Origin of the sequence: Schaalia sp. HMT-172, assembly GCF_030644365.1 — a bacterium.
Taxonomy (GTDB): Bacteria; Actinomycetota; Actinomycetes; order Actinomycetales; family Actinomycetaceae; genus Pauljensenia.
Map to the genome: position 1 here is coordinate 2,462,635 of NZ_CP130058.1, position 13,385 is coordinate 2,476,019.

The window sequence follows — 13,385 nt, forward strand, 5'->3', positions numbered from 1 at the left end:
AAGCGGGTGTGTGTGCCTGCGGAGAGTGAGGTGCCTGTTATGGGAACTCGTCGTCGTTTTACGCCGGAGTATCGTCGTGATGTTGCGTCTTTGGTGTTGGATACGGGGTCTTCGATCGCGTCTGTGGCCCGGGATTTAGGGCTGGGTGAATCGGTGGTGGGCCGGTGGGTCAAACTCGAGCGCGAGCGGCGCCAGGCCGTGCGTGAGGGTCGTCCTGATCCGCGTGAGATGGAAGCTGAGATCACTGCTTTGCGTCGGAGGGTGCGCGAGCTGGAGAAGGAGAATGAGTTTTTGGGAAAAGCCAGCGCCTTCTTCGCGTCTCGGCACCAAAACACCAGCGCTTTGAACTGATGGACGCGCAGAAGGCTTCCTACTCGATCGCTTTGATGGCTAAGGTTTTAGGGGTCACGCGCGCGGGCTATTACGCGTGGAAAAACCGTGCACCCCAGCGGGGCAAGCGCGCATCGGCGCGTCGGCGTTTGGATGAGGCGGTGGCCTGGGAACACGAGGTGTCGGGCGGCACGTATGGGGCTCCTCGCATCCGCCATGCTCTGGCGCGCGCGGGCGTGGATGTGGGGGTGCGTGCGGTCGCCGCGTCGATGCGCCGCCAGGGCCTGACAGGCCTGAACACGCACCCACGCCCAGCCCGGCGCGGCGGACGGGGACCTGTGGCCCATGAGGACCACTGCGCCCGCCAGTGGGACCAAGGCGCTCTTGATCGCGTATGGATCACGGACTTTACCTACCTGCGCTGCGCCCAAGGCTGGGTCTACCTGTGCGCCGTGCGCGATGCGCACTCGCGTAGAGTGCTCGGATACGCCATGGGCGAGCAGCAAAGCACCGACCTGGTCATCACCGCGCTCGACATGGCCGCCACCACCCGTGGCGGCTTCCCCACAGGGGTCGTGCTCCACGCTGATCGGGGAACACAGTTCACCTCCCAGAAGCTGGCCGCCTACATGCGCGCCGTGAAAGGAAGAGTGTCGATGGGGCGGGCCGGAGTGTGCTGGGATAACGCCATGGCCGAATCCTTTTGGGCCACCCTCAAAACCGAGTACTACTACCGGCGTACCTTCACCACCCGCGACCAGGTCTACACCGGGGTCGCCACCTGGATCGAAGACTTCTACAACCGCCGCCGCATCCACACCAGCCTCGGCGGCAAATCCCCCATCGAATACGAACTACACCAAGCGGCCTGGACAACAGCCGCATAAACAAACCGTCAACAACTTGCGCACAACCCCACCCCGCGCCTGGTGCGTAAAGGACAGCGGCGCCTTGATGGTTTGGATTCGATGATTATCAGCTTGTATGCCGGGGGGATGACGGTACGCGATATCCGCCATCACCTGGCCTCCACCCTGGGCGTGGAGGTGGGCGCTGGGACGATTTCTACGATCACTGACGCGGTGTGCGAGGCCGTCTTGGAGTGGCAGCACCGCCCCTTAGAAGCGTTCTACCCGGTGATCTACCTGGATGCGATCCGCATCAAAGTCCGATGCGATCACAGGGTGGAGAACCGGGCCGCTCACCTGGCGGTCGGAGTGGACATGGAGGGGGTCAAGCACGTGCTGGGCATCTGGGTCCAAGCCGATGAAGGCGCCTCCTTTTGGGCCCACGTGTGCGCCGAGCTGGCCAACCGAGGCCTACGCGATGTCCTGATCGTGTGCTGCGACGGACTTACTGGCCTGCCTGAAGCCATCGAAGCGACCTGGCCCCAGTCCATGGTCCAAACCTGCGTCGTTCACTTAATCCGCGCCTCCATGCGTTTCGTGTCCTACAAGGACCGCAAGAGCGTCGCCGCGGCTCTCAAGGCCGTGTACAGCGCGCCCAACGAGGAAACCGCCCGAGGGGCGCTGGAGGACTTCGCGGCCAGCGACCTGGGAGCGCGCTACCCCCAAACGGTTGCCACCTGGCAGCGCGCCTGGCAGCGCTTCACGCCGTTCTTGGCGTTCCCGCCCATGCTGCGCCGCGTCGTGTACACCACCAACGCTATCGAGTCCTTGAACTACCAGCTACGCAAAATCACCAAGAACCGCGGGCATTTCCCCAGCGAAGAAGCCGCCGTCAAACTCTTGTGGCTCGCCATCTGCAACATCGAAGACAAAAGAGCCGCCCAGCGCCTCACAGACGCTGGCAAACCCCCCAACAAACGAACAGGACACACCCGCCTCATCGAAGGACACACCACCACCAACTGGAAACAAGCCCTCGCCCAACTCACCACCGCCTACCCCGACCGAATCACCCCCTACCTCTAACCCCCATACACAGAAAAATTGACAGGCTCTCGCGCTCATCACGACCGGACTTCTGCTCTACGCCTTCGCGGGCGGCACGATGGACGCGGGTTTCACGACCGGACAGCCCTTCCATGCCGCGATATATGTGTTCGCCGCTGCGTCCATGGCCTTCCTCGAGTGCAGCCGCAATCCCGGCAAGGACCTCGTCATCGCCCTGACTGACAAGCAAAAGACAACTCTGACTCCTGAGGGAATCTCCTTCCACTTCCCGGAGCTACTGTCCGTCGAGGAAGACCCGAACGACCGTGACGTCACCATCCTGTGGACGGATAACGTCACCATCCACACCGTCAGCAGTCCAACAATGATTCTTCACGCAGACCCTGACATATACGACGGACCATGGGGCATCTCGTCCGAGCGCATCGGCATCCCCTACACCGGCCTCGACGCCCTTATGCGGCACTTCAACGAGCACCCCGAGGACCGCCCACTCCTGGCCACACCGGAAGGCGTCGAGCTCGTCAACGACATCCTCGCCGCAGCCTGAGCAACACCAGACCTTCAGCCCGGTCCTCACGATCCGTGAATCCACGGCGAGGCCGAGGGAGTGGAGGTTCCCGGCGAGGGCGCGGCACACCCGCATGGTTCCCCACAAATGTCGCACGTAATTCCCCGCCACGTTATTCAAACTATGAAATCAGACCGTTGCAATTCCAACGTTTTCAGGGCATATCGAAAACTGACCGAGGGAAATTACGTGCGACATTTTAGGGGCGTGCGCGTTTTGCCCGCCACGAGGCCGGGGCTGGCCAGGCGGATGCACGCATAGTCGTGGCCCGGGAACCCCCGGCCACAACACCCCCGTCACACCGGTGGGGGCTCCCCAACGGGAACCGCACCCCCTCACTCACGCGAGCGGCCAGCCCGGCGTCAACGATCGTACGAGCGATCAGGCGAGCCATGTAGGCCGCTGACCGGTCGACCTTGGATGGGTCCTTGCCGGAGAACGCGCCCCCACCATGAGACCCGAGCCCGCCGTAGGTGTCGACCATGAGCTTCCGGCCCGTCAGCCCGGTATCGGCTCGCGGCCCGCCCTCAACGAACCGACCCGACGGATTCACAAGAATTTCGGTGTGCTCGTCTATGGGTAGGTAGGTCTGGCAGGCCGGGCCACAATCAGCGAGCGCACCTCACGCTCCAACACGGCCAGATCCTTGCCCGCCTCATGCTGCACCGAGACCCGACGGTCTCGGCGGTGGCGGGGGTACCGGTGTCGTCATAACGCACACTCACCTGGGCCTTGCCGTCCGGGTTGATCCCGCAGATCGTCCCCTCGACCTGGGCAGTATCGAGACGCTCGCAGGTGCGATGTGCCAGGACGAGCGGGAGCGGGAGGCGTTCAGGGGTCTCGGCGGTGGCGTAACCGTAGACCGTGCCCTGATCGCCAGCCCCCTGCAACGCGAACGCCGAACTATCACCACCGCGTGCCTCCAGCGAGGTGGTGACCCCGGCGTTGATGTCGCTCGATTGGCGGCGCGTCCACACGTAGATCAGGATCCCGAGCGGACTGTATCCGGCACGCGCGAGGGCGGTGCGCACAGACTCCCGGATACGCGGGCGGTGGTTGGTGGTGATTTCGCCGGTGACGATGATCCGCCGACCGGCTGCCATCACCTCCACCGCCACCCGTGCGTCCTTGTTGTCGTAGAGGATGTCGTCGAGGAACTGGTCGACGATCTGATCGGCCAACTTGTCCGGATGACCAGCACACACAGACTCGGCAGTACAAATCGAACACATAAGCACACACGCTTCCACGAATCGGAGGGGAACAAGAAAGCGTCCACCCCACTAGAGAGTGGACGCGAAGATCATGAGGGGCGGTTAGGAGCGGGCGTTGAGCAGCTGCTCCATCACCTCTTCGCCGGGCGTGGTGCCCGCGTAGTCGGTGGTGCAGGTGGCGCGCACGATCTCGTAAATCTCGTACCAATACACATTCGCCTGCTTTCCGAAACTCTGGGACATGGCGACAAACGGTCTGGCGATGGCAGCACCGGTGGTGGGGTGTTTGCCGAGCAGGACGAACTTGGAGATCGCCTGCTCGCACTGCACATACCGGGCAAACGCCTGCGCATACGCCTCAATCAGGCGAGGCGCCACGAAATGGGAACAGCCACGTTGATCGAGCCACTGCCACGTCTCCCGATAGACGAGGTCAGCGCCAAGCGGTTTGCCGTCACTCTGAATCTCCGACAGATAGTCCGATGGTTCGGGCATCGTCTCCCCGGCACGCACCGCACCGTCGCCAATGTCATTACCTGCGACGTCGAAGGGTTCGTTGAGCGGGTCTTCCAGGCGTGTGGCGGGGCGTCCGGCGGCGAGTTTCTCGCCCAGCGGGCCGGGCTTCGCGCCTGCACGCACGCGGCGTCCGCCCCTGTTGGCGCCATCTTTGACCATGGGTCGCCTCCCCGCCGTAGAATCGTCATGATATCGGTACTGAAGTCCATGGGAGGTGTGAGTGGTTGAGTCTTTAAAACTATTCGTTCGGACCTACGTGTATTGGGTAGGGCTCATCCTCGGCTTCGCGATAGTGCCCGGTTCTCTGCTCTTCACTGCTGAAGTCGCCCCGGTGAACACTCCATTGTTGCTTGCACCTTTCGCCGGGCTGCTGCTTTTTGTCATTGATCGGCCATCAACATGGGAGCCACCGCTCTGGCGAGCATTACTGATCCGAGTATTGGGTGCAGGATTTGCAGCCACCATGCTCATCGCGTTTGATGCAGTTGCTTCCACCCACTATGGATCTCAACACTGGAGTGAGACGCTCCTATCTTTCGGTCTCGGTTGGATTGTCTTCACGCTAGTAGCAGGACACATGCTCATGAGCAGCTCCGCCCGATTTGGCACACCTGCTCACACGATCAGGGACGCGATCCGTACCTACACGACATGGATAGGAATCTGCTTCGGGATTTTCTATATCCCCGCCGCGGGACTCTCCGCAGCTGGCACTCTTTTGATGGTTCTTCCGCTTTATGGAACCTTCCTCGCCGGCCTGGTTCTTTTGATAGTTGACCCGCCACGACGATGGCCGCAACCGCGACTGAAGGCACTGTGGATACGACTCTTGTCAAGCGGGGCAGCAGCATTACTACTTGCTGTCACGAACTCGTTCTATTACAGTACTCGCACACACGAGATTCTCGTCATGGACTGGCAGGAAAACCTGGTCTTCTTCATGGGTGCTTGGGCACTTTATTCCGCAGTGGCTGGGGCCAGGTATCTTGGCTCTTCGCATTTGAGGATGTAGGGGTGTTGGGCGGGGTTCGGCGTGTCGTGGTTGTGTAGGGGTCGAGGTCTTCCGATGATGGAGATTCCTACACCGTCCATCCGAAAGACCTCAACATGCCTAATACTATCTTTGATCGTCCCGATCTGAGCGCGTTCACGCGTCTGGATGGCTTGGGGTTGGAGGTGACGGGTCAGCGCATTTGGCCAGACCGTGCAGTGTTGGCGTGCCGCATTGTTGGTGAGGATCGGTGGTGTCGACGCTGCGGGTGCCAGGGCGTGGCTCGTGACACGGTGGTCAGGCGCTTGGCGCATGAACCTTACGGGTGGCGTCCCACGGTTTTGCACGTGAGCGTGCGCCGCTACCGGTGCCCAGAGTGTGCTCACGTGTGGCGCCAAGACATGAGCCAAGCGGCCGATCCGCGCGCCAAGCTCTCGCGTGCAGCGGTGCGCTGAGCACTGACAGGCGTGGTCGTTCATCATGTGACGGTGGCGCGCGTCGCCCAGGCCCTGGGCGTGTCCTGGAAGAGCTGCTAACACTGCTGTCCTGGCCGAAGGGGCGCGCCTGCTGATCAATGATCCAGCACGGTTCGACGGCGTGCGCGTCATTGGCGTGGATGAACACGTGTGGCGCCACACCACAGGGCATCGACCTCGTCAACGAGATCCTCGCCGCAGCCTGAGCGACTCCAGACCTTCAGCCCGGTCCTCACGATCCGCGAATCCACGGCGAGGCTGCGGGAGTAGGGGCGCGAGCCCGGGGAGCGCCCGACGAACCCTGGGAGCACCCGGCGAATGCGCGGCACACCCGCATGGTTCCCCACAAATGTCGCATGCAATTCCCCAACACATTATTCAAACCTTGAAATCTGACCGTTGCAATTCCAACGTTTTCAGGGCATATCGAAAACTGACCAAGGGGAATTGCATGCGACTTTTCTGGGAGGAGCAGCTTCTTTCTGCCGCCGAGGCCGGGACTCCCTCGGCGGATACGCGCGTAGTTGTGGCCCGGGAACCCCTGGCCACAGCCCCTTCACACGGGAGCTCCCGGTTCGCGTTCCCAACGTAGGCGGGTTGCGGCCTCCACGGCCCATTCACACAGGTGGGGCTCCCGTGTGGGAGCCCCACCTGTGTCACATCAACGCAACCTCAGTACGCCAACCCCTTCGGCTGCTCCGCGAGCACTGCGAAGCCCGGGTCGACGACCTCGAAGCCATTGGCTTTGTATGCCTCGTAGTCGAAGTTGTCGCATTCGTCGTACCCGATGCGGTGGTACTCGTAGAAGCCCTCCCAGTCCTCGTACCCTGACCCGAGCGACGACTCGAGGAAGGCGTCGGCCATGGCCATCGCGGTGCGCGGGGCGACGTAGAAGGCGCCCATGGCGAGCAGGTTTGCGTTGTTGGCGGCGGCGCAGCGCCGCGCGGCGGGCACGGATTCACACACGGCGGCGTGGACGCGCGGGCACTTGGAGGCGGCGATGTGGATGCCCATGCCGGTGCCGCAGAAGGCGAGGGCACGCTCGAAGGTGCCTTCGGCGATTTGGGCGCCGAGCGCGAAGCCGACGCGGTGGTACATGGGCGCGGTGTCGGCGTCGGGCGTCAGGTCGGTGATGGTCCAGCCGCGTTCTTCGAGGTGGGCTTTGACGGCTTCCTTGAGGGGGAATCCGGCGAAGTCGGCGCCGACGACGACGTGCTTGTCTTTAACTGTCAGCATGGGAACGTCCTTTCAGGAGTTTGCGCAGTTTGGGGAAGGAGAAGAGGCCCTCGTTCATGCAGATGACGAGCAGCAGGACGCCGCCCCAGATGAGGGGCCTGTAGAAGTTGGAGATGTTGGGGAACATGTTCAGGCCCGAGGAGAGGACCTGGAGCATGAGGATGGACAGGAGGACGCCGCCCAGGCGCCCGGATCCGCCGTTGGGGTTGACGCCGCCGAGGACGACGATGAGGACGGTGAGCAGCGTGTAGGAGGCGCCGTAGTCGGCTTTCGCGGAGTTGTAGTTCGCGAGCATGACGATGCCGGCCATGGCGGCCATGACGCCGGAGAGGACGTAGGTGCGAATCAGGAGGCTGGTGACTTTCAGTCCCGAGAAGCGCGCCGCGGTGTCGTTGGTGCCGAGCATGAGGATCGTCGTGCCGAATCCCGTGAAGGCGACGATGGCGCCGGCGACGGCCGCGCACACTAGGAAGACGACGAGGGGGACGGGGACGAGGCCGGCCACCTTCGCCGTGAAGATCATCCCGAACGCTGCGGGGACTCCGGAGACGGGTTTGCCTTCGGTGAGGATGAGGGCGACGCCGCCGAAGAGTTCGAGGGTGCCCAGGGTGGCGAGGATGGGCGGGATCTTCAGGACCGCGACGAGGATGCCGTTGATGAGTCCGCACACGACCCCGACCACCAGGGCGACGCCCAGCGCGATGAGGACGGCCATGGCCAAGGACGAGGGGGTGACGGCCTCGGCGAGGGTGGCGCGCAGCGTGAGGGCGGCGCAGATCGAGGTGACGTTCGCGATGGCGACGACGGACAGGTCGATGCCGGCGGTGAACATGGTGAACATGACGCCCAGGCTCATGAGGCCGAATTCAGGGAATTGCACGGCCATTGACTGCCAGGTGCGCACGGCGAAGAAGGGGCCGGGGCGCGCGGCGGCGAAGAAGATGAGCAGGAGGACGAAGACGATGACGAGGCGCGTCATGTAGCTGTCTTTTTTGAGGAAAGCGAGGCGCGGGGATGCGAGAAGCGTTGACATGTGGTCCTCCTAGTGTGCGTTGCGGCGGGCGCGCATGACCTGGAGCGCGGAGACGCCGGTTCCCACGATGATGAGCAGGCCCAGGGCGAAGCCCTGCCAGAACGTTGGGATTCCCATGAGGATCATGGAGTTTTGGACGATGACGATGAGCAGCGTGCCGAGCATGACGCCGGTGAGGGAGCCCTTGCCGCCGGTGATGGCGGTGCCGCCCAGGACGACGGCTGCGATGACCATCATTTCCATGCCGAGCAGGTTGGTGGGGTGCATCTGTCCCATGGAGCAGGTGCGGACCATGCCGGCCAGGGCGGCGATGACGCCGACGAGGACGTAGAGCCAGAACTTGGTGGCGCGCACCTTGAAGCCGACGCGGGCGGCGGCGGACTCGTCGCCGCCGATGGCGAAGAGGGCGCGCCCGAACATCGTGTATCGGGTGATGAAGAAGGCGACCGCGACGACCGCGACGAGGATCAGGAAGGACACGGGCATGGAGGACTGCAGGCCGGAGCTTTCGTTGCGGGCGACGAACAGGGACGACAATCCGAAGGCGCGCATAGATTCGGGAATCGTGTTGATCTGCACGGATTTGAGTGCGCCCTGCATGACGCCGTTGAAGACGTTGGCGGTGCCCAGGGTGATGATCAGCGTGGGCACGGTCAGCCGGGAGGTGAAGATGCCGTTGAAGGCGCCCAGGATGGCTCCGAGGGCGGCGGCGATCAGGAACGGCACGATGACGGGCCCGTTCCATCCGTTGTCGACGAGCATCTTCGTGGTCATGTAGACCGCAAGGGAGGCCAGCGCGGGGAAGGACACGTCGATGCCGCCGGAGACGAGGACCAGGTGGGCGGCGACGGCGAAGAGTCCGGGAACCACCATCGCGCCGGCCAGGTCGACGAGGTTGTTGGCCGTGTAGAACTGTCCGGAGCGCGCCTGGATGACGAGGGTGAGCGCGGCGATGACCAGGAACACCCAGAATTCGTTGGCGCGCAGGACTTTCGTGATGAGTCGGGGCATTAGTTTTCTCCCCCTTCAGTGGACGAGGCCGGGGCGTGGTCCTCGGACAGGAGCCGTGTCAGTTCGGCTTCGGTGAGGTTGTCGGGGCTCATGGGCTCGCTCAGGTGTCCGGCGCGCATGATGGCGATTGTCGAGCAGTTGGTGAGTACTTCGGCGATGTCGTCGGAGATGATGATGACTCCCATGCCTTGGGAGGCGAGTTCGCGCAGGATGGAGTGGATCGTGAATTTGGAGCCGATGTCGACGCCGACGGTGGGGCCGTTGAGGATGAGGACGGAGGGTTTGGTGGCGAGCCACTTGGCCAACACGACCTTTTGCTGGTTGCCGCCCGAGAGGGTGTTGACGGCGTTGGCGGGGTCGGGTGTGACGACGTCGAGGCGTTTCACCCACTTTTTTTCTTCGGCGCGGATGGCTTTCTTGTCGATGAATCCCAGGGCTTTGGTGAAGGATTCCATCTCGGAGATCGTGATGTTTTCGCCGATCGAGCGCGAGAGAAACAGGCCTTCGGTGAGGCGGTCTTCGGGCACGTAGGCGATGCCGGCTTCGATCGCGTCGCGCACGCCGTGCAGGGTCACGTCCTGGCCTGCGACGCGGATGCGACCGGAGTCGAGGGGCAGCATCCCGAAGAGGGACATGGCCAGCTCGGTGCGTCCGGAACCCAGCAGGCCGGTGATGCCGAGGATTTCGCCGGGCCGCACGCTCAGGGAGGCGTCGGCGAAAGCGCCGGCAACGGTTGCGCCTTCGACCTGGAGGACCGGGGCCTCGTCGATGTCTCCTCTCTGGTAGCGTTCCTCCGCGAAGTCGCGCCCCGTCATGTGGCGGGCGAAGCTGGCTCGGTCGAGCTTTTCTTTCGGGCAGGTGATGACCTTGTGGCCGCTGCGCAGGATCGTGAAGCGCTCCGCGATTTCGAAGACTTCTTCGAGCTTGTGGGACACGAAGAGGATCGCGATGCCGCGCGATTGGAGGTCGGCGACGATGTCGAAGAGGGCGCGCACTTCTTTCTTGGTGAGGGCGGTCGTGGGCTCGTCCATGATGATGAGCTTCGCGTCGCCCATGAGGGCGCGGCTGATGGCGACGAGCTGCTTGTCGGCGACGGATAGGTTGCCGACAAGTTCGTCGAGGTCCACGTCGAAGCCGATCTTCGCTACGGCCTCGCGCGCGACCTCACGCATGCGGGAACGGTTCACCAGGCGACGCCCGGCCGCGACTTCGCTGCCCAGCGCGATGTTCTCCATGACGGAGAGGTTGGGGAAGATGGAGAAGTCCTGGTAGATGACGCGCACGCCCGCGTCGATGGCAGCGGACGGCGTCAGGCGCGTGAAGTCGCGACCGTCAATCGAGACCGTCCCGTGTTCGGGGGTGTGCACCCCGGAGATCACCTTGATGAGGGTGGATTTGCCCGACCCGTTTTCGCCGGCCAGGCAGTGGATTTCTCCGGGCGCGATCTCCAGGTCGATGTCGACCAGGGCTCGCACGCCTGCGAAGGATTTGCTGACGTGTCGTACCGCCAGCACTGGGGTGTCCATGTGGTGTCCTTTCCAACGTATCCCGCCGCCCGGGGGACGCCCTCACGCGCGCGGTCGCGTGACGCGAGGGGGCGCGCGCGTCACTGCGTGCGCGGGGTGGCCCGGCCACGGCCTCGTCATTGGAGTGGGTGACGAGGCCGTGGCACCCGGGTGGTCGTCGCCTGAGAGCGGGTCAGAAGCCGAGGGAGTCGACGTTGTCCTTGGTGATCTTGAGCCAGCCGGTGCCCTCGAGGACCTTGGTGGAGCCGGGCGAGAAGTGCATGCTTTCGTAGCCTTCGACGCCCAGGTTCACACCGTCTTCGATCTTTTCACCGTTGAGGATCTTCGTGGCCAAGGAGGCCATCGCGTAGCCGGCGTTCGCGGGATCCCACAGGGTCAGGGTGGACACGGATCCGTCCTTGAGGATTTGCGCGTTGGCGGCGGGCATGCCGGTGCCGGCGGTGAAGACCTTGCCTTTCAGGCCGAGTTCGTCGATGGCGCGGGCGGTGCCGGGCGCGTCGAAGGAGGAGGTACCGAGGATGCCCTTGACTTCGGGGTACTTCTTGAGGACTTCCTTGGCGGTCTGGTAGGCGGTTTCACCGTTGTCTTGGGATTCGACGCGGGGCTCGGCTTCGAGCAGCGTCATGTTGGGGTATTTCTCCTTTTGGTGGGCGACGGCGCCGTCTGCCCATTCGTTGTGGGAGGCGTTGGTGACGTGGCCGACCATGGTGGTGTAGACGCCTTCTTCACCCATGGCTTCGGCGAGGTTGTCCATGATGAACGCGCCGTATTCCGTGTTGTTGAAGGCTTCGATGTCGTACATCGTGTTTTGCTGGGAGGCGCCCTCGTGGGTGACGACGACGATGCCTGCGTCCATGGCTTGCTTGAGGACAGGTTCGATGGCGCCGGGGTCGACGGGGACGACGCAGATGGCGTCGACACCTTGGGCGATGAGGTCTTGGATGACTTGAGCCTGCATGGTGGCGTCGGTTTCGGCGGGGCCCTTCTGGAAGACGTTCATGCCCGTGTCAGCGGCGTACTTGTTGACGCCGGTTTCCATGCGGACAAACCAGGGGTTGGTGGCGTCCTTGGGGACGACGGCGATCGTGTAGTTGCCGTCTCCGCCGCCGGTCTTGGTGCCAGATGCGGATTGGGAGGCGTCGTCCATCGTGCAGGCGCCGAGTGCGAGGGCGCATGCGGACACGGTGACGAGCGTTGTTGCTGCGAGGCGGGACTTCATCGGAACTCCTCTGGGTGTGGTCAACATCGGTGTTGGGGTTGTGGTTGTGCGTGCGGCGGCTCCGCTGGGGTGCGGCGGCGCGTGGGGTGGCTGTGCTTCCTTGCTGGCCACTCCCGCGGTGTCGCTTGTGCGGTGCTGCTGCGTGCCGGGCGTTCCCGTCCTTGGGGTCGCGTCGGCGTGCCCCAATCCTAGGACACGCGGGTGGCGGCGTTCACTGTTCGGGTCCGTGTGGGACGAGGCCGTGGCGGGTTTTTGGGGTGTGGTTGCGGCGGTTTTGGGCTGATTTGTCAGACGTATGGCGTCATAGTCCTCACCAAATTGAGATGAACTGAATCCACTGAGTGCGGTCCAGCACTCGCAGAGCAAACCCTCTGCACACCCGTTCAGTGATTCGTATCATATGTGCACGTCTGAGCGGCGACCACGCTGACGCGGGAGGATGTGCAGGGCGTGGGCGTGCACATCCTCCACCAGCACACTAACGACTAGCTCTGCTTGACGGCTTCGACGACCTCGTTCCACTCTCGTTCACTGAGACCCCTCTGGCGTGCCACCATGAAGGCTGCCCTTTGATGCTCCTTCCGATCCACCTCGAGTTCGCTTGGGTTCTTTACCTTGCCATATGCGCCTGCCCCCGACAGAAGAGCTGCGGCCATGGGGATCACTAGCGTGAGATTCATGCTCAACTCGAGTTTCGACCCTTCTGCGGGGCTGAAGACGATCTCCTTGAGAGACGGCTGCCCAAACAACCAATACATGGCGACAGTAATGCCACAACACAGGAGGCACACCATCGCTGCGATTGCTGATGTCTTGAGTCTTGACTTCCGCTCCTTCGACACAATCGAACTGGCCAACAGATACTCTTCGCCGAGTTCAGGCAGCGTCAGGGACGCCAATGTCCGTGTTCCGTTGATCTGATTGAGCGTTCCGTTTAGGTCGCCACCGAACTGAGCGATCTGATTGCCATCTCCCTTGTTGGTGAATTTCTGAGACATCCTGTTCCCTCCTCTGGGCCACACTGTCGACCACCGTGGTCGACAAGCGACACCGTAAGGAGGGGCATGCTCATCTGCGTCCGCCCCAACCAGCAAGGCTCGGAAATGACCACCGCTGCGCGTGCAGTCGCCAAATCGATACGCCACCAATAGGACCGAAACATGCACAGATCAGCCTCCAACATAAGACGCATGAGCACATCGCTCTCACATCAATCGAACAGCAAGTCATCCTGTTTGGGAACTCTAGCTTCGTCAACAGAGTGGTGGCCTGGTCTGGTTTTGTGGACCGGGTGTCGTGAGGGTTGTTGGTTGTTATTGGTTGTGTTGTGCCCATTGGCGCGCGTA

Annotated in this window: 11 protein-coding genes and 3 pseudogenes; 6 read left to right on the plus strand and 8 right to left on the minus strand. The window is 62.9% G+C overall.

Annotated elements, in window-relative coordinates; genetic code table 11:
- Positions 1 to 39 precede the first annotated feature (39 nt).
- The 4 genes and pseudogenes from QU663_RS10300 (at position 40) to QU663_RS10315 (ending at position 2,796) form a co-directional block, all read left to right on the plus strand.
- Entirely contained in the window at positions 40 to 351 is a 312-nt protein-coding gene (locus tag QU663_RS10300) for a transposase (RefSeq protein WP_304990588.1), read from the plus strand.
- Positions 351 to 1,217: an IS3 family transposase gene (locus tag QU663_RS10305; protein WP_304990589.1), complete on the plus strand. Its 867-nt coding sequence runs from the start codon at positions 351 to 353 to the stop codon at positions 1,215 to 1,217. Before QU663_RS10300 ends, QU663_RS10305 begins: the two co-directional genes overlap by 1 nt.
- A gap of 30 nt (positions 1,218 to 1,247) precedes the next feature.
- Positions 1,248 to 2,264: pseudogene (locus tag QU663_RS10310) on the plus strand (IS256 family transposase); the annotation flags it as partial.
- A 145-nt stretch (positions 2,265 to 2,409) separates the two neighbouring features.
- Entirely contained in the window at positions 2,410 to 2,796 is a 387-nt protein-coding gene (locus tag QU663_RS10315) for a hypothetical protein (protein WP_232210919.1), read from the plus strand.
- A gap of 334 nt (positions 2,797 to 3,130) precedes the next feature.
- On the opposite strand, the pseudogene QU663_RS10320 reads toward QU663_RS10315, so the two are convergent.
- Positions 3,131 to 4,049 (minus strand): annotated as a pseudogene (locus QU663_RS10320) (methionine adenosyltransferase domain-containing protein); the annotation flags it as partial.
- An 84-nt stretch (positions 4,050 to 4,133) separates the two neighbouring features.
- On the minus strand, positions 4,134 to 4,706 hold the full coding sequence (locus QU663_RS10325) for a hypothetical protein (protein WP_021611481.1): 573 nt from the start codon (positions 4,704 to 4,706) through the stop codon (positions 4,134 to 4,136).
- A 61-nt stretch (positions 4,707 to 4,767) separates the two neighbouring features.
- Here QU663_RS10325 and QU663_RS10330 point away from each other — a divergent pair, with 61 nt between their 5' ends.
- Positions 4,768 to 5,559, plus strand: a complete 792-nt coding sequence (locus tag QU663_RS10330; protein ID WP_084437398.1) for a hypothetical protein — start codon at positions 4,768 to 4,770, stop codon at positions 5,557 to 5,559.
- Between the two features lie 95 nt (positions 5,560 to 5,654).
- Positions 5,655 to 6,177: pseudogene (locus QU663_RS10335) on the plus strand (ISL3 family transposase); the annotation flags it as partial.
- Positions 6,178 to 6,686: 509 nt separating this feature from the next.
- Here QU663_RS10335 and QU663_RS10340 read toward each other — a convergent pair.
- The 6 genes from QU663_RS10340 to QU663_RS10365 form a co-directional block, all read right to left on the minus strand.
- Positions 6,687 to 7,250 (minus strand): RpiB/LacA/LacB family sugar-phosphate isomerase, encoded by a 564-nt coding sequence (locus QU663_RS10340; protein ID WP_021611486.1) that lies wholly within the window; start codon positions 7,248 to 7,250, stop codon positions 6,687 to 6,689.
- On the minus strand, positions 7,237 to 8,283 hold the full coding sequence (locus QU663_RS10345; protein ID WP_021611487.1) for an ABC transporter permease: 1,047 nt from the start codon (positions 8,281 to 8,283) through the stop codon (positions 7,237 to 7,239). The genes QU663_RS10340 and QU663_RS10345 overlap by 14 nt, the downstream gene beginning before the upstream one ends.
- Positions 8,284 to 8,292: 9 nt before the next feature.
- Entirely contained in the window at positions 8,293 to 9,294 is a 1,002-nt protein-coding gene (locus tag QU663_RS10350) for an ABC transporter permease (protein WP_021611488.1), read from the minus strand.
- Positions 9,294 to 10,820 carry a sugar ABC transporter ATP-binding protein gene (locus QU663_RS10355; RefSeq protein ID WP_021611489.1) on the minus strand — a complete coding sequence of 509 codons (1,527 nt, stop codon included), beginning with the start codon at positions 10,818 to 10,820 and terminating at the stop codon, positions 9,294 to 9,296. The genes QU663_RS10350 and QU663_RS10355 overlap by 1 nt, the downstream gene beginning before the upstream one ends.
- Before the next feature lie 172 nt (positions 10,821 to 10,992).
- Positions 10,993 to 12,039 carry an autoinducer 2 ABC transporter substrate-binding protein gene (locus tag QU663_RS10360; RefSeq protein ID WP_021611491.1) on the minus strand — a complete coding sequence of 349 codons (1,047 nt, stop codon included), beginning with the start codon at positions 12,037 to 12,039 and terminating at the stop codon, positions 10,993 to 10,995.
- A gap of 485 nt (positions 12,040 to 12,524) precedes the next feature.
- Positions 12,525 to 13,037, minus strand: a complete 513-nt coding sequence (locus QU663_RS10365) for a hypothetical protein (protein WP_021611493.1) — start codon at positions 13,035 to 13,037, stop codon at positions 12,525 to 12,527.
- Positions 13,038 to 13,385: the final 348 nt, after the last annotated feature.

Coding starts and splice junctions, on each gene's coding strand:
- QU663_RS10350 (WP_021611488.1), bottom strand. CDS start 9,294: ATGCCCCGACTCATCACGAAAGTCCTGCGCGCCAACGAATTCTGGGTG.
- QU663_RS10345 (WP_021611487.1), bottom strand. CDS start 8,283: ATGTCAACGCTTCTCGCATCCCCGCGCCTCGCTTTCCTCAAAAAAGAC.
- QU663_RS10355 (WP_021611489.1), bottom strand. CDS start 10,820: ATGGACACCCCAGTGCTGGCGGTACGACACGTCAGCAAATCCTTCGCA.
- QU663_RS10360 (WP_021611491.1), bottom strand. CDS start 12,039: ATGAAGTCCCGCCTCGCAGCAACAACGCTCGTCACCGTGTCCGCATGC.
- QU663_RS10340 (WP_021611486.1), bottom strand. CDS start 7,250: ATGCTGACAGTTAAAGACAAGCACGTCGTCGTCGGCGCCGACTTCGCC.
- QU663_RS10315 (WP_232210919.1), top strand. CDS start 2,410: ATGGCCTTCCTCGAGTGCAGCCGCAATCCCGGCAAGGACCTCGTCATC.
- QU663_RS10300 (WP_304990588.1), top strand. CDS start 40: ATGGGAACTCGTCGTCGTTTTACGCCGGAGTATCGTCGTGATGTTGCG.
- QU663_RS10365 (WP_021611493.1), bottom strand. CDS start 13,037: ATGTCTCAGAAATTCACCAACAAGGGAGATGGCAATCAGATCGCTCAG.
- QU663_RS10305 (WP_304990589.1), top strand. CDS start 351: ATGGACGCGCAGAAGGCTTCCTACTCGATCGCTTTGATGGCTAAGGTT.
- QU663_RS10325 (WP_021611481.1), bottom strand. CDS start 4,706: ATGGTCAAAGATGGCGCCAACAGGGGCGGACGCCGCGTGCGTGCAGGC.